Origin of the sequence: Gilliamella sp. wkB18 (assembly GCF_001690875.1) — a bacterium.
Lineage (GTDB): Bacteria > Pseudomonadota > Gammaproteobacteria > Enterobacterales > Orbaceae > Gilliamella > Gilliamella apicola_A.
In genome coordinates this window covers 39,416-63,473 of sequence record NZ_LZHM01000038.1, presented here as the reverse complement: position 1 = coordinate 63,473, position 24,058 = coordinate 39,416, and the positions used below count along the sequence as shown (strand labels likewise).

21 protein-coding genes, 1 tRNA gene, 1 other RNA gene, 1 pseudogene and 1 riboswitch are annotated in these 24,058 nt (G+C 33.5%); of the genes and pseudogenes, 14 read left to right on the top strand and 10 right to left on the bottom strand.

Annotated elements, in window-relative coordinates; translation table 11 throughout:
- The gene (pheA, locus tag A9G48_RS03175) at positions 1-1,152 is read right to left on the bottom strand and encodes a bifunctional chorismate mutase/prephenate dehydratase (protein WP_065575771.1); all 1,152 of its coding nucleotides are present in this window, start codon (positions 1,150-1,152) and stop codon (positions 1-3) included.
- A 99-nt stretch (positions 1,153-1,251) separates the two neighbouring features.
- Positions 1,252-1,579 (bottom strand): annotated as a pseudogene (gene hpf / locus A9G48_RS03170) (ribosome hibernation-promoting factor, HPF/YfiA family).
- Positions 1,580-1,891: 312 nt separating this feature from the next.
- On the opposite strand from hpf, the gene trmJ reads away from it, so the two are divergent.
- On the top strand, positions 1,892-2,581 hold the full coding sequence (gene trmJ / locus A9G48_RS03165) for a tRNA (cytosine(32)/uridine(32)-2'-O)-methyltransferase TrmJ (protein ID WP_051825111.1): 690 nt from the start codon (positions 1,892-1,894) through the stop codon (positions 2,579-2,581).
- Positions 2,582-2,681: 100 nt separating this feature from the next.
- Here the strand turns inward: trmJ and cysS are convergent, their stop codons facing one another.
- From cysS to mog, 5 genes are all read right to left on the bottom strand, one after another.
- Positions 2,682-4,079, bottom strand: a complete 1,398-nt coding sequence (gene cysS, locus A9G48_RS03160) for a cysteine--tRNA ligase (protein ID WP_065575770.1) — start codon at positions 4,077-4,079, stop codon at positions 2,682-2,684.
- Positions 4,080-4,492: 413 nt separating this feature from the next.
- Positions 4,493-4,735 carry a GlsB/YeaQ/YmgE family stress response membrane protein gene (locus A9G48_RS03155; protein ID WP_034943904.1) on the bottom strand — a complete coding sequence of 81 codons (243 nt, stop codon included), beginning with the start codon at positions 4,733-4,735 and terminating at the stop codon, positions 4,493-4,495.
- Positions 4,736-5,047: 312 nt separating this feature from the next.
- Entirely contained in the window at positions 5,048-6,409 is a 1,362-nt protein-coding gene (lysC, locus tag A9G48_RS03150) for a lysine-sensitive aspartokinase 3 (protein WP_034943901.1), read from the bottom strand.
- Between the two features lie 83 nt (positions 6,410-6,492).
- Positions 6,493-6,666, bottom strand: a riboswitch (Lysine riboswitch).
- A 110-nt stretch (positions 6,667-6,776) separates the two neighbouring features.
- On the bottom strand, positions 6,777-7,235 hold the full coding sequence (argR, locus tag A9G48_RS03145; RefSeq protein WP_034943898.1) for a transcriptional regulator ArgR: 459 nt from the start codon (positions 7,233-7,235) through the stop codon (positions 6,777-6,779).
- A gap of 190 nt (positions 7,236-7,425) precedes the next feature.
- Entirely contained in the window at positions 7,426-8,004 is a 579-nt protein-coding gene (mog, locus tag A9G48_RS03140) for a molybdopterin adenylyltransferase (RefSeq protein ID WP_034943895.1), read from the bottom strand.
- Positions 8,005-8,267: 263 nt separating this feature from the next.
- Between mog and A9G48_RS03135 the strand changes: the two genes are divergently transcribed.
- Together A9G48_RS03135 and A9G48_RS03130 are read left to right on the top strand one after the other, a co-directional pair.
- Entirely contained in the window at positions 8,268-9,212 is a 945-nt protein-coding gene (locus A9G48_RS03135) for an ABC transporter ATP-binding protein (RefSeq protein WP_034943892.1), read from the top strand.
- Entirely contained in the window at positions 9,205-9,975 is a 771-nt protein-coding gene (locus A9G48_RS03130) for an ABC transporter permease (protein ID WP_034943889.1), read from the top strand. The genes A9G48_RS03135 and A9G48_RS03130 overlap by 8 nt, the downstream gene beginning before the upstream one ends.
- Before the next feature lie 128 nt (positions 9,976-10,103).
- Here A9G48_RS03130 and accC read toward each other — a convergent pair whose 3' ends face one another.
- Both accC and accB read right to left on the bottom strand, forming a co-directional pair.
- Positions 10,104-11,447, bottom strand: a complete 1,344-nt coding sequence (gene accC, locus A9G48_RS03125; protein WP_034943886.1) for an acetyl-CoA carboxylase biotin carboxylase subunit — start codon at positions 11,445-11,447, stop codon at positions 10,104-10,106.
- A gap of 41 nt (positions 11,448-11,488) precedes the next feature.
- Positions 11,489-11,953 carry an acetyl-CoA carboxylase biotin carboxyl carrier protein gene (accB, locus tag A9G48_RS03120; RefSeq protein ID WP_034943883.1) on the bottom strand — a complete coding sequence of 155 codons (465 nt, stop codon included), beginning with the start codon at positions 11,951-11,953 and terminating at the stop codon, positions 11,489-11,491.
- Between the two features lie 370 nt (positions 11,954-12,323).
- Between accB and A9G48_RS03115 the strand changes: the two genes are divergently transcribed.
- The 6 genes from A9G48_RS03115 to A9G48_RS03090 all read left to right on the top strand — a co-directional run bounded on the left by A9G48_RS03115 (position 12,324) and on the right by A9G48_RS03090 (position 18,671).
- Positions 12,324-13,367, top strand: a complete 1,044-nt coding sequence (locus A9G48_RS03115; protein WP_034943880.1) for a rod shape-determining protein — start codon at positions 12,324-12,326, stop codon at positions 13,365-13,367.
- Between the two features lie 155 nt (positions 13,368-13,522).
- Positions 13,523-14,365 (top strand): rod shape-determining protein MreC, encoded by an 843-nt coding sequence (gene mreC / locus A9G48_RS03110; RefSeq protein ID WP_051825039.1) that lies wholly within the window; start codon positions 13,523-13,525, stop codon positions 14,363-14,365.
- Positions 14,352-14,837: a rod shape-determining protein MreD gene (gene mreD / locus A9G48_RS03105; protein ID WP_034943877.1), complete on the top strand. Its 486-nt coding sequence runs from the start codon at positions 14,352-14,354 to the stop codon at positions 14,835-14,837. The genes mreC and mreD overlap by 14 nt, the downstream gene beginning before the upstream one ends.
- Positions 14,838-14,847: 10 nt before the next feature.
- On the top strand, positions 14,848-16,323 hold the full coding sequence (gene rng / locus A9G48_RS03100; protein ID WP_034943873.1) for a ribonuclease G: 1,476 nt from the start codon (positions 14,848-14,850) through the stop codon (positions 16,321-16,323).
- A gap of 153 nt (positions 16,324-16,476) precedes the next feature.
- The gene (tldD, locus tag A9G48_RS03095; protein ID WP_034943870.1) at positions 16,477-17,931 is read left to right on the top strand and encodes a metalloprotease TldD; all 1,455 of its coding nucleotides are present in this window, start codon (positions 16,477-16,479) and stop codon (positions 17,929-17,931) included.
- A 32-nt stretch (positions 17,932-17,963) separates the two neighbouring features.
- Positions 17,964-18,671, top strand: coding sequence for a DedA family protein (locus A9G48_RS03090; RefSeq protein WP_034943867.1), 708 nt, complete (start codon positions 17,964-17,966; stop codon positions 18,669-18,671).
- Here the strand turns inward: A9G48_RS03090 and rnpB are convergent.
- Positions 18,666-19,056, bottom strand: an RNA gene (gene rnpB / locus A9G48_RS03085) — RNase P RNA component class A. The two genes, A9G48_RS03090 and rnpB, sit on opposite strands and share 6 nt — an antisense overlap.
- Positions 19,057-20,064: 1,008 nt before the next feature.
- Between rnpB and proQ the strand changes: the two genes are divergently transcribed.
- The 5 genes from proQ to prmB all read left to right on the top strand — a co-directional run bounded on the left by proQ (position 20,065) and on the right by prmB (position 24,029).
- Positions 20,065-20,625, top strand: coding sequence for an RNA chaperone ProQ (proQ, locus tag A9G48_RS03080; protein WP_034943864.1), 561 nt, complete (start codon positions 20,065-20,067; stop codon positions 20,623-20,625).
- 9 nt (positions 20,626-20,634) lie between these two features.
- A complete protein-coding gene (gene prc, locus A9G48_RS03075) occupies positions 20,635-22,665 on the top strand; it encodes a carboxy terminal-processing peptidase (protein ID WP_034943861.1) in 2,031 nt (676 codons plus the stop codon).
- A gap of 82 nt (positions 22,666-22,747) precedes the next feature.
- Positions 22,748-22,837 carry a cytochrome bd-I oxidase subunit CydH gene (gene cydH / locus A9G48_RS11530; protein WP_162174515.1) on the top strand — a complete coding sequence of 30 codons (90 nt, stop codon included), beginning with the start codon at positions 22,748-22,750 and terminating at the stop codon, positions 22,835-22,837.
- Positions 22,838-22,894: 57 nt separating this feature from the next.
- Positions 22,895-22,982, top strand: a tRNA-Ser gene (locus A9G48_RS03070).
- A gap of 153 nt (positions 22,983-23,135) precedes the next feature.
- On the top strand, positions 23,136-24,029 hold the full coding sequence (prmB, locus tag A9G48_RS03065; protein WP_051825038.1) for a 50S ribosomal protein L3 N(5)-glutamine methyltransferase: 894 nt from the start codon (positions 23,136-23,138) through the stop codon (positions 24,027-24,029).
- The last annotated feature ends 29 nt before the right edge of the window (positions 24,030-24,058 follow it).

Below are 24,058 nucleotides of genomic sequence, written 5' to 3'. Positions count from 1 at the left end.
TTACATTGCAGCAACAATAGAATCACTAGGATAGCACCCTAGTACCTTAGTATATAAAGTCATTGATGCCAATTCTTTGAGTGCTGTTTGCATTTCATAAGAATGAATGTTACCTTGCAAATCGATATAAAACATCTCTTCCCAAGGTGTACCATGAATTGGGCGTGATTCGAGTTTAGTCATAACAATGTTATGGTTACGTAATACTGATAGCGCATCAACTAAAGCACCTGCTTGCTGACCTGTTTTCATTAGAATTGTGGTTTTAGCCGGGATTTGATCAGATACCTCTATCGGCTGACGAGCTAACACAATAAAACGAGTAATGTTTTCTTTTTGATTAGCAAAATTATGTTCAAGGGCTTGTAGACCATATAATTCACCACCATCTTTATTACCCATAGCTGCAATATTAGGTTGATTCAATTTAGCTACAGTTTCCATTGCTGATGAAGTACTATCGCAGTATATGATTTTCCAATGAGGGTAGTTCTCTAAGAAGTTACTACATTGCTGGAATGGTTGTGGATGGCTATAAATAGTATCGATTTGCTCTAGCTGTGAATTTTGTATAGCAAGAACACAATGATCAATAGGCAAAGAGAGCTCACCAATAATATGCAGATTAGTTTTTTGCAATAAATCATAAACTTCATTAATTGAGCCAGAACTTGAGTTTTCTATTGGTAAAATTCCATAATTTACGGCACCATTTTCGACTTGTTCAAAAATCTCTTTAAAGGTTGAACAGCTTAATTCAATCATTTCATCTAAGTGAGTGCTAGCATAGCGGCGAGCAGCAGAATGCGAATAAGATCCTTTGGGTCCTAAAAAGGCAACTTTGGCAGTGGTGATTGTACTTAGATTTATTTTTTCTTGTAAGATTTTTTGTTGTAATAGTACAGAATCTTCAATAATTAATTGATATAAGCGTTTAATGAAAATATCATCAAGATGATAGTTTTTTCCTTCATTGATTAAGGTTCTGATAAGTGAACGCTCACGATCAATATCACGGACAGGAATGTTTGCTTCAATTTTAGTATGAATTACCTGCGTTGAAAGTTGACGCCGCTCGGCAATAAGCTCTAGTAATGTTTTATCAAGTTTATTAATTTTATCTCGTAATGGTAACAAAGGATTTGTAGTCATTTTTATTAGATATTTAAAAAAAGTGATTTGTATTATAACAAGCAAAAAAATAAAGGCACCATCAAAGTGCTTTTTTATTCAATCAAGAAAATTGATAAATTAAATTTCTTCTTGTAATAGTGTGTTCTTTATGCTGTTATTCGCACACCTAGATTCGTTTTTGCGTTGTAGTTTATTAAGTTGTTTTTCAAGTTTATCAATAAGACCATTAATTGCAGTATACATATCAATATGTTTGGCAGAAGCAACAAATGAGGTTCCTTTGGTGGCAATTGTTGCACTAACAATAAATTCATCTGATTCTTTAAATAAAATGAGGGTTGATTAGTAGTGCTCTCCATTTATCTAACTTCGAAAACTTATCTTCTAGATAGCTACGAATAGCAGAGGTAACATCCATTTGTTGACTAGTGATACTTAACGTCATAATTGATTTCCTTTTTTATCAACAAATTTAATTTAAATGTTGTTACTACACAGGAAAATTATTTTAGTTTCGTCAATACAATATTTGTTTTTATCTAATTTTTATTAATTTAATTTTAAAATGGATTCCATTGTTTGAATATTGCATAGCATGTGACGGACTGAAACTGATTTTACCATGATTTTGATATATACTGTTTTAATAATTATTTAGTTTATCCTAAGTTATAGGTAATTATTCAATAATGAGGACAATGTGAGTTATTTAGATAATGTGAAGATTGTTTTGGTTGAAACATCTCATACAGGTAATATGGGGTCCGCTGCGAGAGCAATGAAAACCATGGGATTAACTAACCTTTGTTTAGTTAATCCAGTAATCAAGCCTGATTCTCAATCGATTTCGTTAGCTGCAGGGGCCAGTGATATTATAAAAAATGCACAAATCTTTTCTTCACTTGAACAAGCGATTGCTGATTGTACTTTAGTGATTGGTACTAGTGCTCGCTCTCGTAGTTTACAGTGGCCATATTTAACTCCCAAAAAGTGTGGCGATAAGATTATTCAAGAAGCCTCAAATCTCCATACTCAAGTCGCTTTGGTATTTGGGCGTGAGCGTGTTGGTTTAACTAATGAAGAATTGCAAAAGTGCCATTATCATGTTGGAATTCCAGCTAACCCTAGTTATAGTTCTTTAAATCTTGCTATGTCGGTACAGGTTTTATGTTATGAAATTCGCATGTCAATGCTCAATCTTGAAGATCAGCAATCTGAAAAGGAAAATGAGAATATGACTGAAACTGAGTTTCCCATAAATGCTGATATAGAGCGCTTTTACCAGCATTTAGAACAAACTTTGTTACAGACAGGCTTTATTAATGCCAGTCATCCAGGACAAATTATGGGGCGTTTGCGTCGATTATTTACACGAGCACGTATTGAACAACAGGAACTAAATATTTTGCGTGGCATTTTAACTTCGATTAATAAAATTCTACATTGATGACAAACAGAAAACCCACAGATTTGTGGGTGCTATTTTAAGGATAACACTGTTTAATGTGGTACCTTATCTATCAATCAAAATATTAATTTGAAGTATGTTAGCTATTAGCTTTTTTTCGCCATGTTGTGCCGTTTGCACTGTCTTCAAGAACAATATTCATTGCATTTAGTTTATCACGAGCTTCATCGGCCTGAGACCAATTTTTGTTTGCTCTTGCTTCGTTACGTTGTTTTATTAATGCCTCAACTAATGCCACATCAACATCATCTTGCTTATCACCTTGTAAAAATTTAACAGGATCTTGCTCTAATAATCCAAGTACTGCTGATAAATAACGTAACTCAGCTGCTAACTCATTAGCGAGTTGCATATTATTATCGGCTTTGGCTTTGTTTATTTCACGAGCCAGCTCAAAAAGCGTTGAATAAGCTTCTGGCGTATTAAAGTCGTCATCCATGGCATTACAAAACTGGCGATAATAATTACTGTCAGGTGTCGTATGTGGATGATTCGCGTCAGTATCTCGCAAGGCTGTATATAATCGCTCAAGTGCCATTCTTGCTTGTTTTAAATTATCTTCACTATAATTTAACTGGCTACGGTAATGACCAGATAGTAAAAAATAACGTACTGTTTCAGCATCATAATGCTTTAATACATCGCGAATAGTGAAAAAATTATTGAGTGATTTTGACATTTTTTCTTGGTCGATCATTACCATACCAGAGTGCATCCAATAATTGACATATTGACCGTTATGTGCACAAGTTGATTGGGCAATTTCGTTTTCATGATGCGGAAACATTAAATCTGAACCACCGCCGTGAATATCAAAATGATTACCTAATTGATAGCTGTTCATTGCTGAACATTCAATGTGCCAACCCGGGCGACCTTTACCCCATGGTGAATCCCAACTTGGTTCGTTAGGCTTTGACATTTTCCATAATACAAAATCCATTGGATTTTGTTTAACATCAACAATATCAACTCGAGCACCAGCTTGTAATTGTTCTAAATTTTGGCGAGATAAAATACCGTAATTCGGATCGCTGTCTACCGAAAACATGACATCGCCGTTATCGGCAATATATGCATGTTTTTTTTCGAGAAGGTCTTCAACTAATTTGATAATTTGTGGCATATGACGAGTTGCACGAGGCTCTATATCAGGACGACGAATATTTAGTGCATCAAAATCGGCATACATTTCTTGTAGCATTCTATCTGTTAGTTGATCACAGGTTTCACCATTTTCGAACGCACGTTTAATTATTTTGTCATCAACATCAGTAATATTACGAACATAAGTTAAATCATAGCCTAAAAAACGTAAATAACGTGCGACAACATCGAAAGCAACAAAAGTACGCCCGTGACCAATATGACAAAGGTCGTAAATTGTTACTCCACAAACATAGAGTCCGACTTTATTAGGGGCAATAGGTTGAAATATTTCTTTTTCTCGTGTTAATGTGTTGAATATTTTCAGCATTATAGTTTACTATTTGTTGGTAATTGATTCTAGCGATTAATATAACAAAAATCTAGATATAACGAAATTACTTATTATAATTGTTTTCAACGAAAATAAATGGACATGGATACTTTGTCATTAGATATTTGAAGGGAGGATTTCATCATATGGCATTAGCAAGTAAAATTGCGCTCTAAAAACTTATAACAAACTTAAAAGAATACTATTTTATCCTATATTGATTATTGCAACCATCGTTTTTGTTGTTATCAATGTGATAAAAATGTTGATCTATCATTTTCTATATCAATATTTTGCGGCTCTTTTGCTTACGGATAATAAAAAATTCTTTAAATAAAGGATAAGATAAAAAGACAATTGAGCAAGAAATTGGCGGTAATTCCCCGCCAATTTTGATTGCATATAAAATATTATTTGAATAGGCGATAAATATAAATTAGTAGAACCGCACCTAGTACTGAAATGAACAAGCTAGGGAAATTAAAGCCAGTTACAGTTCCCCAACCTAAAAAAGTACTTATATAACCGCCAACTAATGCTCCAGCAATACCAAGTAGAATTGTTTTTACCACACCAACACTTCCTAGAGGCATAAAAAATTTGGCAATCCAACCGGCAATTAATCCTAGAATAATCCAACTTAAAATACCCATGATAATTTTCCTTTATTTGATTAAGTTTAATATTATCTTACTGATTAGCTTTAATAAGTAAAAATTAACACAACTTTTGAAACATATAAATTGCTGTTAGTGAAACTATATAAAAAAGACAAATAATTGAAAATTAAGTATAGTTATATGAACGTAACCAACAAATTGTAATTCATATAATGATTACTATTTTATAATTTTTTTTGGTAAATGTTTAGATATTTTATGGTGCTTTACAATTTATTTTTTAATCGATTTAAAATGTAGATTAGTTAAGAAAATAGAGGAAGATTTAACTTCCTCTAAGGGCAATTATTCAAATATTGTTCTATGCAGAATTTTAATAATTTCTTCAGCATCATGACTTTTTGATAATAAACAGAGATTATGAGTGCTTGCACCATAGCAACAAAGCCTGATAACAAAATCATCTAGTGCGCCAAAAACTTCTTTAACTATGCCTTTAGTTGAAGTTAAATTATTACCAATAATTGCAATTAATGCTAAATCCTCTTCAACATCAACATGGCAAACGGTAGATAGTTCATCAAATAGTGCTTTGGTTAATAAGCTGGTACCATTGGTGTAGGTGCCGGTGGTATCAATAGTAAGTGCTATGCTGACTTCTGATGTTGTCACTAAATCAACTGAAATGTTATGTTTAGCAAGTATTGTAAATACATTAGCTAAAAAGCCTTGTGCATGCAGCATATTTAAACTAGTAATTGTTAATAATGTTTGTTTACGGCGTAAGGCTAACGCTCTAAATGATGGTAATTCAGCTTTTATACTATGAGTATTATAGACAATTGTGCCACCAACTTGTGGTTCTTTGCTTGAACCAACAAACACTGGAATATTACTCCGTACAGCAGGAACAAGGGTTGCAGGATGCAACACTTTTGCTCCAAAAGTAGCCATTTCAGCAGCTTCAGCAAAGGAAATTTCATCAATTCGTTTTGCTGCAGGAGTAATGCGAGGATCAGTAGTATAAATACCTGCAACATCAGTCCAAATATCAATTTGTGTAGCATTTAATGCTTCGCCTAATAAAGCTGCGGTATAATCACTGCCGCCACGACCCAAAGTGGTGGTTTTGCCTGAGCTTTCACAACCAATAAAACCTTGAGTAACAATAATAGAATTATTATTTAATGATTTTAAATGTGCGCAACAAAGTTGTTTGATTTCTTCTATTTTGGGAGTCGCTTTACCAAATTTATCATCTGTACGCATCACTTTGCGGACATCAAACCATAATATATTTTTTTGCTTTTCTTTTAATATCTCAACAAAAAGTTTTGAAGACATAATTTCACCGTAGCTGACTAACTCATCGGTCAGTGCTAATGATGTAGCCAAACTGGCAGCCTCGGATAAAGAGGCAATATTTAGGATAATCTGGTCTATTTCTGCACGCAGATTTGGGTTTTCAGGTAGTTGTTCTAAAATTTCGTATTGGATAGCTTGAATTTTAGCAATATGTTGTGCTCTTACCTCTGCATCCCGACCATCAGCTAATGCAATGAGTAAATTGGTAATACCAGCCGATGCAGATAATACAACGACTTTAATTTTGGGATTTGTGATGACGATATTAGCACTATTTACCATTGCTTGGTAATTAGCAACACTAGTACCTCCAAATTTAGCAATTACAAATGATGTTTCCATGGATTCCTCATATTAAAAATTTTTTATTTTTAAAAGAGATAGAGCGAGGTAATGTCCTATTTACAATTAAAGCAAAGAAGTACAAACCATGAAGCGCTCCACCTGGTATGGTGACAACCCAAGGGATTCAGCCCTTGCAGTCGATTTGATTGATTTCTGGATTATCAAACAAACCTCGGCATTACATCCCCTCAATTATTTTCAACGGTTCCAGTCCCTAAAATAATTCGCCTGAGTAATGCGCCTCTTCGTTCTTGTAACTTAAGTTACAAAATCATTGCTATATAGAATTAACGATTTTGTAAATTGTGTCAATATGTTAAATATGAAAAAATTACTTATTCACTAAAATTTAAGTTAAGTGGGATTACAATTCTTGTTCAAATAATTCTAGAATAATTTGATACAATTTTTTAACTGTACAGCCTTTAGTGGGTGTACTAAAAATTGTATCATCACCAGCAATTGAACCTAAAATTCCTTCGGCTTTACCAATCGAGTCAAGTAATCTCGCAATAAGTTGAGCTGCTCCTGGGCTAGTATGAATAACAACCATTGAACTGTTATAATCAATATCAAGAACTAAGTTTTTTAATGGGCTACTTGTGGTCGGTACACTCATTTCAGCTGGCAAACAATAGACCATTTCAGACTTTGCATTACGAGTTCTAACTGCCCCAAATTTAGTTAACATTCTCGATATTTTAGATTGATTTATATTATCAAATCCCTGTTCTTGCAGTGCTTGCACTATTTCGACTTGTGAGCTGAACTTTTCTTGGCTAAGCATCTCTTTAAATGTTTTAGTGAGAGCATCTTGTTTCATAATGTTCCTTCAGATTGAGTTTATTTCTATTTAGATGAAAATATTTTTATATTATGTTCGGCATTTATTAATCATAATTTCGATTGATACCAATTATAAATATTTTTTAACTAGTTAATTGTCATTTTTAATGGGACAATCTAAAATTATTAATATTAGTTAAATAATTATCCATTAAATTTGCATAATATTAAACATTTGATTTAAATGCATCTTTAGGACGAAAAGATTTGACTATTAATTCATGGGTTTCAATATAAGGTCCTTCTAAAAGCTGTATACAATAAGGAATACTAGCAAAAATACCATTTACAATCACATTGCCTTGGGAGTCTTTAACACCTTCTAAGGTTTCTTGAATGGATTTGGGTCTACCTGGTAAATTTAAAATTAAACATTTTTTGCGAATCACACCCACTTGTCGAGACAAGATGGCAGTTGGTACAAAATGCAAACTAATCTGACGCATTTGCTCACCAAAGCCTGGCATAATACGATCAGCTATTGCAAGTGTTGCATCTGGCGTGACATCTCTGAGAGCAGGACCTGTCCCCCCCGTTGTTAAAATTAAATCGCAATTTAACTTATCAACTAATTCACATAAGGTTTGTTTAATAATTGATTGTTCATCAGGAATCACGCGATCGATAGTTTCAAAAGGTGTTTTTATTGATTTTTTTAGCCATGAAGCTAAAGTGGGAATGCCTTCGTCTTTATAGATGCCACTTGAAGCTCTATCCGATACAGAAATTAACCCAATTTTAAACATAATATCTATTCCTTAATGAAGGGAGTATTCAAATCAATTTAAAATAAAATTACTGGTGAACCTAATTATAATAAAACTTTTGCAAAGTTTAATCGTTGCTTAAATAATTATAATTTAGGTATTGAATCATGTTTTATCTTAATATCAACATTAAATAATACTAAAAATACCTTTACAATGATTGATTATATTGTCAATATTAAATTTCATCAAATATGATCTTATATCTCTTTAATCATAATTTATTCACTTAGGATTTATTCATGTCATCTATTCCTGCACTTGAGCTAACTGGGCTCAAAAAAATTTATAAAAATGGTGTAGAAGCTTTAAAAGGTATTAATTTAACAGTGCAAGCAGGGGATTTTTATGCATTGCTTGGGCCTAATGGGGCCGGTAAATCAACAACTATTGGTATTATTAGTTCGTTAGTCACCAAAACATCAGGAACAGTTAAAATTTTTGGATACGATTTAGATAGCGACGTAGTGAATGCTAAAAGGCAGATTGGTTTGGTTCCACAAGATTTTAATTTTAACCAATTTGAAGGAGTGCTTCAAATCGTTGCTAATCAAGGTGGTTATTATGGATTACCACGGAAGTTGGCATTAGAGCGAGCTGAAAAATATTTACGTATTTTAGATTTATGGAATAAGCGCTATAGCCGAGCAGGTATGTTATCAGGTGGTATGAAAAGAAGGTTAATGATAGCAAGGGCACTTGTCCATGAGCCTAAATTATTAATTTTAGATGAACCTACCGCAGGTGTTGATATTGAATTACGTCGTTCTATGCATAATTTTCTTCATGAAATAAACCGTCAAGGAATTACCATTATTTTAACTACACATTATTTAGAAGAAGCCGAGATTTTATGTAGGCATATCGGTATTATTCAACATGGTGAGCTTATTGCTAATTCATCAATGCGTGATTTACTAGCTAATAGCCAATCTGAAACAATTATTATTGATTATTTACCAACATCTACACCTATTGCATTAAAAGGATATTCATTTTTAGATATCGAGCCGGGAATGTTAGAGGTTAAATTTGATAAACAATATGGTTTAAACCAGTTATTTGAACAGCTTAATCAACAGCAAATCAAAGTGATAAGTATGAGAAATAAAGCTAATAGGCTGGAAGAATTATTTGTTGAATTACTGCGTAATGATACACAAAAGCAAGGAGTGAATAATGAATAATTTATATTGGATAGCCTTAAAAAGTATTTGGCGTAAAGAGGTAGTTCGATTTTTAAGAATTTGGATCCAAACAATGATTCCACCTGTGATTACGATGTCTCTTTATTTTATTATTTTTGGGAATTTAATTGGTTCACGTGTAGGTAATATGGGGGGCTATAGTTATATGGCTTTTATTGTACCGGGATTAATCATGATGTCGGTAATTACTAACTCCTACACAAATGTTTGTTCATCCTTTTTCAGTGCCAAATTTCAGCGGAATATAGAAGAGTTATTAGTAGCTCCTGTGCCTACACACATCATAATTTGTGGGTTTGTTGGGGGAGGGGTGATACGCGGTATTTTAACGGGAATATTAGTCACAATTGTATCGCTATTTTTTGTTAATTATCAAGTCTACTCATGGTTTTTCGTCGGTTACACATTGTTATTAACTTCAATTCTGTTTTCATTAGCAGGTTTATTAAATGCGGTATATGCTAAAACTTTCGATGATATTAGTATTATTCCCACATTCGTATTAACGCCATTAACTTATTTGGGAGGTGTGTTTTATTCAATCACTATGCTACCAACTTTTTGGCAATGGGTATCCAAATTTAATCCCATTGTTTATATGATTAATGGATTTCGTTATGGTTTTTTAGGCATAACTGATGTTTCACTTTGGATCACTTTTTCAATGCTTATTTTGTTTGTAATAGCGTTGTATGTCATGGTGTGGCGATTAATTGAAAGAGGAAAAGGATTACGAAATTAACAACCAGAAATAACACCGCCGATTATAGTCGGCGGGAATGACTGGTTGTGTGTTATCAATATAATAATTGTTGTAATAAAAATTAAAATAATATAATAGTTTATAAATAGAACTCAAGAACTATATTATTAATAAATACCTAATTTTTTTTCTAAATAGTGGATATTTGTGCCACCTTTTTGGAAGCTTTTATCATTCATAATTTCGATATGAAGGTCGATATTGGTTTTGATACCGTCAATAACTAATTCTGCTAATGCATTTTTCATTCGTGCTATAGCTACTTCTCGCGTTTCCCCATAAGCTATTAGTTTACCTATCATTGAATCATAATATGGCGGTACTGTATAACCGGCATAAATATGTGATTCCCAACGAATACCGAACCCACCTGGTGCATGAAAACGGGTAATCTTTCCAGGTGATGGCATAAATGTTTTAGGATCTTCGGCATTAATCCTGCATTCAATTGCATGACCTTTAATTTCAATGTCTTTTTGTTTAATAGAAAGTGGTTTTCCTGCTGCAATTAGAATTTGCTCTCTAATTAAATCTACACCTGTAATCATTTCGGTAACAGGATGTTCTACCTGAATACGGGTGTTCATTTCAATGAAATAAAATTCGCCGTTTTCAAATAAAAATTCAAATGTACCTGCACCACGATAACCTATTTCAATACAGGCATTTACACAGCGCTCACCAATAAATTTGCGCATTTTAGGTGTAATGCCAACAGCTGGCGCTTCTTCAACTACTTTTTGATGACGTCGCTGCATTGAGCAATCACGTTCGGCTAAATAAACTGCATGACCTTGACCATCGGAAAGGACTTGAATTTCGATATGCCGTGGGTTTTCAAGGAATTTTTCCATGTAAACCATGTCATTATTAAATGCTGTCTTAGCTTCAAGTTTGGTCATTTTTATTGATTGTTCAAGATCCTTTTCTTCTCGAACAATGCGCATACCACGGCCACCACCGCCACCAGAAGCTTTAATAATAACAGGATAGCCAATTTGCTTCGCTATCTGTTTGTTCGTCTCTATATTACTACTTAATGGACCATCTGAGCCAGGCACACAAGGGACACCTGCTTTTTTCATAGCATGAATTGCTGATACTTTATCTCCCATTAAACGGATAGTATCAGGTTTTGGACCAACAAAAATAAAACCAGAACGCTCAACTTGTTCTGCAAAATCTGCATTTTCAGACAAGAAACCGTATCCAGGGTGAATAGCAGCAGCTCCAGTTACTTCGGCAGCGGATATTAATGCTGGGATATTCAAGTAACTTTTGGCAGAGGCTGCTGGACCAATACAGACTGTTTCATCTGCAAGTAACACATGTTTCAAATCTTTATCTGCCGAAGAATGAACAGCGACAGTTTTAATTCCAAGTTCTTTACATGCTCGTAAGATACGTAGCGCAATTTCACCACGGTTAGCAATAAGAATTTTATCCAGCATATTCGATCTCTTAATTTTATAAATTAATGAATGAATTCATATTATTCGATTATGAATAATGGTTGATCGAATTCTACTGGTTGACCATTTTCAACTAAAATGGCTTTGATAATACCTGCTTTTTCAGATTCAATTTGATTCATCATTTTCATAGCTTCAACAATGCAAAGTACATCGCCAATATTTACTGTTTGACCAACTTCTACAAAAGCTTTTGATTCAGGACTAGGAGTACGATAAAACGTTCCAACCATTGGTGATTTTATTGTTGTACCTGAAATATTAACTGATGCAGCCTCATTATCTACTTCTTCAATTGAAGTGGTTGGTGTTACAACAACTGGAGCAGCTTGAGGAATATGAAAGTTTTGTACTGGCGCTGAATGATTTGTAGCAGGTACAGAACGATTAATTCTAACTGATTCTTCACCTTCAGAGATTTCAAGTTCTGAAATACCTGACTCTTCAACTAATTCAATTAATTTTTTAATTTTGCGTATATCCATGAATTACACCATTTTATTTAATATAAGTAACAATTATTTAATGTAACCTTAATATTTTAAAAGTAACCTTTTAAAAAGAAAATAAGGCTGTAACTTAACATTAACGCGGAAGGATACACTGTAAAACACAATTTGTCATTATATATCTATTTTACGATCTGTTTTTATACTATTTTCTAGGTATTATTTTATAATTGCGATACAATAGAATAGTAAATCTCAATTATTATTGGGGCAGCTATGGAGTAAACACAATAAGCAAGTATGTTATTTTCTCAATTTAAAATATAAATATATATTTATATCATAGTTAACTTCATCATATTTAAATATACTTAAGTTAAGATTAATTCTAGGAAAAGTTTTTATTATGTTCAAAAAAGTTCGCGGCTTGTTTTCAAATGATTTATCGATCGATTTAGGTACAGCCAATACTCTTATTTACGTAAAAGGGCAAGGTATTGTACTAAATGAACCTTCTGTTGTGGCCATTCGCCAAGATCGTTCAGGGACACCTAAAAGTGTTGCTGCTGTTGGTCATGCTGCGAAACAAATGCTTGGGCGAACTCCCGGTAATATAGCTGCAATAAGACCGATGAAAGATGGTGTTATTGCTGATTTTTCTGTTACTGAAAAAATGTTACAGCATTTTATTCGTCAAGTTCATAGTCACAGTTTTTTAAGACCAAGTCCCCGTGTACTTGTATGTGTGCCAGTTGGCGCTACACAAGTGGAGCGTAGAGCTATTCGTGAATCAGCATTAGGCGCTGGGGCACGTGAAGTATATTTAATTGAAGAGCCTATGGCCGCTGCGATTGGTGCTGATTTGCCAGTGTCTTCACCAACAGGTTCAATGGTCGTTGATATTGGTGGTGGGACCACTGAAGTTGCTGTTATTTCTTTAAATGGCGTTGTTTATTCTGCCTCTGCGCGTATTGGCGGTGATCGATTTGATGAAGCAATTATCAATTATGTTCGCCGCAATTATGGTGCTTTAATTGGTGAGGCAACGGCAGAGAAAATTAAACACTTTATTGGTAGTGCTTATCCAGGTGACGAAGTTCTTGAAATTGAAGTTAGAGGTCGCAATTTGGCTGAAGGTGTTCCGCGTAGTTTTACTCTAAACTCGAATGAAATCTTAGAAGCATTGCAAGAACCACTTAGTGGTATTGTTAGTGCGGTCAAAGTTGCGTTAGAACAATGTCCACCGGAGCTTGCTTCCGATATTTCAGAACATGGTATGGTTTTAACAGGCGGTGGCGCATTATTACGTAATATTGATAAACTATTATCTGCAGAAACAGGTATTCATGTGGTTGTTGCTGAAGATCCATTGACATGCGTTGCTAGAGGAGGAGGTAAAGCTCTGGATATGGTTGATATGCATGGTGGTGATCTGTTTAGTGAAGAGTAAAAACTATATGTATTAATGTATTATCATTTTGCTTTCAATTAAATAATAAAATGCTTAATAGCTAAGCATCTTAATTATCTTTTCCGCCGCAGTAGCCGGCGGACCCATATCATTATATATAAAACTTGAATATATAGCAGGTAAAGTATTGAGCAATGAAATTACTTTTTTCTAAACGATCCCCTCTTAGCGTGCAATTATTAGCTTCTTTGACTCTTGCTTCCGTTTTAATTGTTTTAGACGTAAGCTACCAACCTTTCAAAGAAGTTCGTTATTATTTAGATACTATTGTTTCGCCACTTTACAATATTTCAAATGCGCCTCGAGCATCGTTTGATTCGCTTTACGAAATGTCAAAAACTAGAGAAGCATTAGCAAATGAAAATGAGAAGCTGCATGAAGAATTATTGAATAAAAAAGTTGATCTTTTATTATTGGAACATTTAAGGCATGAAAATAATAGACTCAGAGAATTGCTTGGTTCTCCGATACACATAAAAGAGCCTAAAAGAGTTGCACAAGTTTTATTAACAGATACAGATCCTTACATTTATCAAATTGTCATTAATAAAGGAAAACATGATGGCGTTTATGTCGGTCAACCCGTGATTGATGAAAAGGGTATTGTTGGACAAATTTATGAAACAGCACAAAATACAAGTAGAGCAATCCTAATTTGTGATTATCAACATGCAATACCTGTACAAGTGCAAAGAAATGATATCTCAATGGTTGCTGTTGGTAATGGTTGTAATAACGATTTAACGCTCGATTTTTTGCCAAATAATGTTGATGTCAAAGTTGGTGATGTTCTTGTTACTTCTGGACTGGATGGACGGTTTCCTGAGGGGTATCCTGTTGCGATAGTTAGTTCGGTAAAAATTGATATTAGTGATTCTTCGCCACTTATTTCAGCAACACCTACAGCAGACTTAAAACGACTACGTTATTTATTATTGTTAGGAATAGATCAAGGAGTACAACATGAGAGACCGTAGAGGTGTCTTCATTATTTGGGTAACATTATTATTAGGATTGTTTGCTCAAATTATACCATGGTCACCAACTTACAATATGGTTAAACCACATTTTTTTATGTTGATCTTAGCTTATTGGTTAATTGCCCTTCCTCACCGTGTGGGAATAGGTACAGCTTTTATATTTGGAACTATAATTGATTTATGTTCAGGAACAATATTGGGTATACATGCTTTTATTTTTTCGGTTATTGCCTTTTTACTAATTTTCAAATTTCAATTGATACGCAATTTAGCTTTATGGCAGCAGTCGTTCATTATATTTGGCGTATTGTTGTGTTATAACTTATTGGTTTTTTTATTTCAAGCAATTATATATCATACCATTACCATATCTCCTTTAATTCTATTATCAAGCTGTGTTGATGGTATATTATGGATAGTATTTTATCTATTATTGCGACTAATAAGACGGAGCTTTGTGATTAATTAAAGGAAAGTTTATGACTGTTGAATTATTAATGAATGTAACACCTTCTGAAACGCGAGTTGCTTATGTTGAAGATGGTGTATTACAAGAGATCCATGTTGATCGTGAGTCACGCAGAGGGATTGTAGGTAATATATATAAAGGAAAAGTTATCCGTATTTTACCAGGTATGCAGGCTGCATTTGTTGATATTGGTTTGGAAAAAGCTGCTTTTCTACATGCATCAGATATTATGCCACATACAGAATGTGTATCGGATAGTGAACAAGAGCAATTTCAAGTTAAAGATATTTCTGAACTTGTCCGTCAAGGTCAAGACTTAATGGTTCAAGTCGTTAAAGATCCATTAGGAACAAAAGGGGCAAGATTAACTACGGATATTACTTTGCCATCACGTTATCTTGTATTTATGCCTGGCCCTAACTCAGCTCATGTTGCGACATCACAACGTATTGAAAGCGAAGAAGAACGCGAAAGACTTAAAAGAACTGTCGAGCAATATGTGACAGAAGAAGGTGGGTTTATTGTTAGAACCGCAGCGGAAGGTGCAAGTGCGCATGAGTTAGAACAGGATGCTAATTTTTTAAAACGCCTTTGGGCTAAGATACAGCAGCGTATGGCACGCCCAACTAGCAAAAACTTGGTTTATGGTGAGTTGCAATTATCTCAAAGAGTATTGCGTGATTTTGTTGGTGATCCAATAGAACGAATTTTGGTTGACTCAAAACTTACTTATGATCTCTTATTGGAATTTACGAAAGAATTCATGCCTGAAGTGACTAGTAAATTATCGCATTATTGTGGTAGCGCTCCGATATTTGATCTTTATGATACAGAAAACGAAATTCAACGAGCACTTGATCGTAAAGTAAAATTAAAATCAGGTGGCTATTTAATTATCGACCAAACTGAAGCTATGACAACAATTGATATTAATACAGGGGCATTTGTTGGTCATCGAAATTTAGAAGAGACGATTTTTAATACCAATATTGAAGCAACGATAGCTATTGCGCGGCAGCTACGTTTACGTAATTTGGGCGGAATTATTATTATTGATTTTATTGATATGCAAGAAGATTTGCACCGCGAACGTGTATTGCAATCACTACAGGATTTTTTATCAAAAGATAGAGTTAGAACCACCATTAACTCATTTTCAACCCTAGGACTGGTTGAAATGACACGTAAACGAACAAGGGAAAGTATTGGACATATTTTGTGTGAGGAATGTCCAGCATGTAAAGGCCGCGGGATGGTTAAATCGGTTGAAACAATTTGTAACGAAATTTTACGTGAAATAGTCCGTGTTCATAAAGCTCATCGTTCCGAATACTTTTTGGTTTATGCTTCTGCTGCTGTTGTAAATGCCTTAACCAGTGATGAATCACATGCTTTAGCAGAGGTTGAAGTATTTGTTGGTAAACATGTTGAAGTAAAAGTAGAGCCACTTTATATTCAAGAACAATATGATGTTGTATTAATTTAATAAGATAAATTTTTGTATGTTTTTAAGTTATAAATTAATTATATTAAAACTGATGACTGCTAATAAATAAAACAAAGATTATTGTTTATTTTAAGTAATGTATTAATAATTATAACTATTTGGTTAGTCTAAAAATTTAAATTGAAGGAATTTATGATAGTAACTCAAGTTAGTGAACGACTACTTAATCCGAATAATCTAAGCCAACAAGATATATTTCGTTTATTGGATATACTGAGTTCGAGGCAAATTGATTATGGTGATTTATATTTTTTATCAGGATACTATGAAAGTTGGTCGCTTGAAGATGGCATTATTAAAAATGCTACTTTTCATCGTGATCAAGGGGTAGGTGCGAGAGCTATTATTGGGGAAAAAACAGGTTTCGCTTATACTGATCAGCTTTCTTTAAAACGTTTGGAACAAAGTGTACTGGCAGCTAATTCTATTACTAAACTAAAAACGCCAATGGCTATTACGCCATTAAAAACAATAGATGTAACGCCAATATATCAATCATTAAACCCGATTAATTCATTTTCTCAAGAACAGAAAATTGCGTTATTAAGGCAAATAGATCAATTAGCCCGTTCAATCGATTCACGAGTTATTGAGGTTTCAGCTAGTTTGACTGGTAGCTATGAAGATATATTAATAGCAGGGACTGATGGAACATTGTGTGCAGATATTAGACCATTAGTGCGTTTATCTATTTCTGTTATTGTTGAACAAGATGGTATACGTGAACGAGGTAATAGTGGCGGCGGGGGACGTTTTAGCTACGATTACTTTTTAATGAAAAATCCTAAAACGGCAGAAAGTTATGCTGATAGCTATACTCGTGATGCTGTAAAACAAGCACTGATTTCATTATCAGCTATACCAGCACCTGCAGGTTCAATGCCAGTTATTTTAGGCGCGGGTTGGCCTGGTGTATTATTACATGAAGCGGTAGGGCATGGTTTAGAAGGCGATTTTAATCGCAAAAATAGTTCTGTTTTTTCAGGGAAAATAGGAGAAAAAGTTACTTCAGAACTTTGCACTATTGTAGATGATGGTACGATTAGTAATCTTCGTGGCTCTCTCACTATTGATGATGAAGGCACACAAAGTCAAAAAACAGTGCTCATTGAAAATGGCATTCTTAAGGGGTATATGTTTGATAAACTGAATGCTAAATTGATGAATACACATTCAACTGGCAATGGGCGTCGTGAAGGGTATGCATGTTTACCTATGCCCAGAATGACAAATACCTATATGTTGCATGGAAATTCAAGTTTTGATGATATTATTAGCAGTGTTGAGTATGGACTTTATGCACCTAATTTTGCCGGTGGGCAAGTGGATATCACATCTGGCAAATTTGTCTTCTCTGCATCCGAAGCCTATTTAATTGAAAAAGGCAAAGTAACTAAACCAGTTAAAGGCGCAACATTGATTGGTTCAGGTATTGAAACTATGCAACAAATATCAATGGTGGGTAATGATCTTGAATTAGATCCAGGCATAGGTGTTTGTGGTAAAGCAGGGCAAAGTATACCAGTAGGAGTTGGGCAACCTACTTTAAAAGTGGATAATTTGACGGTTGGTGGTATTATTAACTAATAATAAAAATACATAGTGGGATATCAAAATAAATGGAAACAATCATTACACTTTATCAAGCGTTTGTTAATATGGACATAGCAACACTCTCAAACCCTAATGTTTTATGGTCATTATATGGCATGTTATTTGTGATCATTTTGTTAGAAAATGGTCTTTTGCCAGCAGCTTTCTTACCAGGTGATAGTTTACTGTTTTTAACAGGAGTGTTAATTAGTCTAGATGTCTTCCATTTCGGTCTAATTAATGTGATTTTAATTGCTGGTGCTGCTCTGGGAACTTGGTTAGGGTATGCTCAAGGGTTGTGGCTTGGTAATACGAAAATAGTAAAAGGTTGGATGGCGAATTTACCCGAAAAATATCATCATAAAACAGAACTATTATTCCATAAATATGGGTTACAAGCACTATTTATTGGGAGATTTATTGCTTTTGTCCGTACATTAATGCCAATGATGGCTGGCTTATCAGGGCTACACAGTCGAAAATTTCATATTTATAATTGGGTGAGTGCGACATTATGGATCTTTTTAATTGTCACTTTAGGTTACCTATTTGGCTTATCGCCAATTTTCAAGACTTATGAAAAACAAATTATGTCATTATTGATGATAATTCCTGTGTTTTTATTAGTTTTAGGATTACTTTTTTCAATTTGGCTTGCTGTCAAACGTTCATTAGCTAATAAAAAACAATCTAAAGTCACATCAATTAATAATAGAAAAAAAATAGAAAAGTGAAATTAACCGATAAGCCGGGTTCTGTCGTGGACAATCATTCCTCTAGGCTAATGCTCACGCATTAGCTCAAGCAGTCTACCCGGATTCAACGCGGGCCGCGTTAATGAATCCCTATTTGACCTTGCTCCGAGTGGAGTTTACCGTGCCGCAACTGTTACCAGTTACGCGGTGCGCTCTTACCACACCCTTTCACCCTTACCTGATCTTATAAATAAGCCATCGGCGGTATACTTTCTGTTGCACTAGTCGTAAATTTTCGCTATCGCAAAAACTTCCCAGGCGTTACCTGGCACTCTGCCCTATGGAGCCCGGACTTTCCTCCCCTTTGTTTATTTCACTATTTTCACAAGGACAACAACAAAGCAGCGATTGTCTGGTTAATTTCAGTAATAAGTATAACGAAATGAATTATTTTGTCCAGAATTGTATTTTAATTTAAAGGGTATGTGTAATCTACGAACGATAAAATATACAGTAAGTCTAAAAACTATTTTTTGCATTATCAGTAAAACTTAATAGACCACAGCAATAAGAATTAATCAAAATATTTCTTATGAAAATTAAAAGATCTAGTCTACCTTTGATGATGCCGCATTATATTTCCATTAGGATAAATTGAGCGGCTAAAATTTTCCTATTATTGCATAGATTTATTGCACTTCATATATCAATTATCTTCTTGATAATTTGTTTTGTTACTGTATTGATATAATCACTTAGTCAAATTTTTGAAGTATCTAAATCAAAGTATAATGAAATAAAAAATTCTTTTTTCGTATATAGTTCAACAAACGCAGTTTCTAAAAGCTACCGAATCAGAACCTTATTATTGGGAGCAGTTAAAACTATGCCGTTTCTTCGTCAATTTATTAATTATTTTATATATGATAAGCTTCAAAATTACTAAATTAGCCAATTTTAGTATTAAAATTGGTTAATTACAATAATTGGTCACTTAATGAGTGTATTGACATTTCCTTAATTTCTCAAAAATTTTTTATTGTTTGAAAAGTGGAGCAATTAAAATGAGAAGATGATTATAGTACAAAGAACTGTCAACTATTTAGGGATAATTACGATAATATGCAGTATCGATTGAAAAACAAGAACTGAAAATTGAACATTTTGCAAATGTACTAGCGATGAAGCTAAAACTTCTGAATATTATATTGGTAGTTTGCTTTTTATAGTAAAAATTATTATTTATTAAATAAGAAATAATAAGTTATGTTATATCGGCTATTGAGCAATTAATAATTACTTAATTGTTAATGCAAAACAGTGTTAATGATTTTATTACTTTTATAAACAAAAAATAAAAGATAATTAGTGTTATTGTGAAAGCTACGCTATACTTTAGCGCTATAAAATTTTAGCCACGACGGAAAAACGAATGGAAAACCAGTTTCAATTAACAAATAGTAAAGAAATTATTGCTTATTTAGCTCAACAATTTCCTAATTGTTTCGCTATTGAAGGGGAAGTTAAACCATTAAAGATTGGTATTTTTCAAGATATTCTTTCTCGTTTAAACGGGAAAGCAGAATTAAGTAAAACAAAACTTCGAGTTGCATTACGTACTTATACAATGAGTTGGCGTTATTTATATAGTATAAAAGTTGGTTTACATCGTGTTGATTTAGATGGGAATGAGGGAGAGTTAATTACCCAAGAGCAAATGGAATATGCTCAACAGCAGCTTAAAGAAAGTAAAGATAAGGTTAAAGAGCGTTTAAAAGAGCAAGCAAAAGATAAACGCAAAACAGCTCGCTCACCATTAAGAAAAGCTAAAAATAACGCTAAAATCCTACAAATTGGTGATTTTGTTAAAGTAATTTTAGGTAGAAAACTACTAACAGTCCAGATTCTAAAAATAGAAAAAGAGCATATAAAGGTAAAAGTCGGCTCTGGAATGGAATTAACAGTTAAACCTGAGCATATTATTAATAAATAGAGAATACAAATGAATAAATTATTAAAAGGAATAATTAAATTAAGTTTTGTATTGTTTATTGTTAGCCAAGGTGCTCAGGCCAAAACGCCTTCAATAGAACAATTACCAATATTAAAACAAGATCAGATTCATCAAATTGTTACCAATCGCGTAACAAACTATTTTACGCAATCACATTATCGTAATTTCCAATTAGATGGTGCATTTTCAGCTAAAATCTTTGATCGTTACTTTAAATTATTAGATGGAAGCAAGACTTACTTTATACAAAGTGATATTGATAGTTTTCGAGGTAAGCAAGAGTATTTAGGGGAAGAATTGTTAAACGGCAATTTAACCACCGCTTACGATATTTATAATCTTTCAATTCAAAAAAGATACAATCGATATAAATTCGCGCTTGAAGTTTTACAAAAACCTATGGATTTTTCGGTGAAAGAAAGTATCAATTTTAAACGAGATGATATTTCATGGGCAACAACTGAAAAAGAGCTTGATACTTATTGGAATAAACGCGTGAAATATGATGAGTTAAATTTGTCACTGTCTGGAAAAAGCGAAAAAGAAATTCGAGACATTTTGACTAAACGTTATACTCGAGTATTAAAAACATTAATTCAATCAAAAAATGAAGATGCATTTCAAATATTTATGAATGCCTTTGCTAGAGAAATTGATCCACATACAAGCTATTTAGCACCACGTAAAAAACGTGATTTTGATTCAGAAATGAGTTTATCAATGGAAGGTATTGGTGCCACACTAAGCCAACAGGAAGATTACACAGAAATTATGTCTTTTGTAACAGGTGGTCCTGCCGAAAAGAGTAAACTATTAGCTGTAGGGGATAAAATTATTGGCGTGGGACAAAGTAATACGCCTATTGAAGATGTTATTGGTTGGCGTTTAGATGATATTGTTGACAAAATTCGTGGACCAAAAGGCACGGTAGTTAAATTGGAAATTTTACCAGCTGGTAACAATAGTAAACCTAAAGTTGTAGAAATTACTCGTGATAAAATTCATTTTGAAGATCGTGAAGCAAAATTAACTATTATTGATAATATTAGAGGAAAAGTTGGGGTTATTGAAATTCCTAGCTTTTACATAGGACTAACAGAAAAAGTTAATTCATTATTGACGCAAGCTAATAAAGATAATTTAAAAGGTCTTGTTATCGATTTACGAGATAATGGTGGGGGTTCATTGGCTGAAGTAATTACTTTAACTGGATTATTTATTGACTCAGGACCTGTTGTTCAAGTTCGTGATAATCTACAAAAAGTGACTATTTATGATGACAAAAAGAAAGGAATAAAATATTTTGGTCCAATTGTTGTCTTGATTAATCATTACAGTGCATCGGCTTCTGAAATATTTTCGGCTGCTATGCAAGATTATGGTCGAGCATTAATCGTTGGCGAAACCACTTATGGTAAAGGTACAGTACAAACATCTCGGAATATTGCTTATCCAGTAGATGCGAGATTACATCCTAATTGGCCAGAGCTAGGTGGTGTTCAATATACGGTTCAAAAGTTTTATCGCATTAATGGCGGTAGTACTCAACTTAAAGGCGTAGAGCCAGATATTGAAATGATCAACACCAAATATATAGATGAAACTGGTGAAAGGTTTTTAGATAACGCAATGCCATGGGATAAAATACAGCCAGCAAAATATTCTATTATTGCAAATATAAAGCCATTTTTATCAGAGCTAAAATCTCAGCATTTGGTACGAATTGCAAAAAATCCTGAGTTTACCTATATTGGAGAAGATATCAAACAATTTAATGATAAAACAGAAGCCCAATATAGTGTGTCTTTAAATAAAATAGAGCGCGAAGCAGAGCAAAAAAGCAATGAAGATCGTGATTTGAAAAGAATCAATGAGCGCTTAAGTAGAGCAGGTCTTCCTATAATTGCTAAAATGGATGATCTTCCTAAAAACTATAAGCGACCAGATGCCTATTTAGATGAAGCAGTTGAAATGTTACTTGATTTTGCACCTAAATATTTGGGTATGAAAAATCAATAAATAGATAATGCTATAACTTCATTTAATGCGTCAGTTAAATAGGTTAATTAAGCTAACCAGTAAAATGAGTGGAGATACAGATATGAATATAGATCTAAAATATGCATTAATTTCAGTAGTGGTTATATTAGGTATTATTGCGGCTTTTGGTATTATTGTTTGTACCAATTAAAATACTTGATTAATTATCTTATGATCATTATAGTATGCAGTCTTCTACTAAAGAATAGGTGAGGTGTCCGAGTGGCTGAAGGAGCACGCCTGGAAAGTGTGTATACGGCAACGTATCAAGGGTTCGAATCCCTTCCTCACCGCCATTAAAATTAAGTCATTGAAGGATGATAGGATCATCTTGTTCACTGTGAATATCAGATATAGCTTTTAATATTATTTTGGCAATATACATCTTGTATATGTAAGCTACCTGAAATGACAAGTTATTCCTCTCTCCTCGATTATTGGGAGCACTAATGGAAAATTTATGTACTGTTCAGGATTTTATACGCTGGACAACTTCACAATTTAGTCAATCGGAAATTTATCTTGGGCATGGTACCGATAATCCTATTGATGAGTCAAAACAGCTTATTTTAGGTAGTCTTGGTCTATCGTTATTTATTCCACCAGAATTTTATAATGCAAACTTAACTAATAACGAAAAGCAGCAGCTATTCGATATTATTCAAAAACGAATTAAAGATCGGGTGCCAACTCCATATTTAATTAATCAAGCTTGGTTTTGTGGGCATTGTTTTTATGTTGATGAACGAGTTTTAATACCCCGTTCTCCAATTGGAGAATTAATTAACAATCAATTTCGCACACTATTATCTAGTGATCCTGTAAATATTTTAGATTTATGTACAGGTAGTGGATGTATTGGCATTGCTTGCGCTTTCGCTTTTCCCAAAGCTCAAGTTGATATAACAGATATCTCATTAGAAGCATTAGATGTTGCTCAGACAAATATCGAATTACATGAAATGGATTTTCAAGTAATACCAATCCAGTCCGATCTATTTAATGATATTCCACCAAAAAAATACGACCTTATTGTTTCAAATCCTCCTTATGTTGATGATGAAGACATGAGTGATCTACCTGTAGAATTTTTGTATGAGCCAAAATTAGCTCTAGAAGCTGGATTTGATGGATTGGATTTAGTTAAACGAATTTTAAACGATGCAGTAAATTATTTAGCTCCAAATGGAGTATTAGTTTGTGAGGTGGGTAATAGTTGGATAAGTTTGCAAAAACAATACCCTAACGTTCCTTTTAATTGGATTGATTTTGAACATGGTGGGCATGGTGTTTTTTCAATTACACTTGAAAATCTCATCCAATATCATGACTATTTTAAATAAGCTGTTTTCAATAATTGGAATAAAATTAT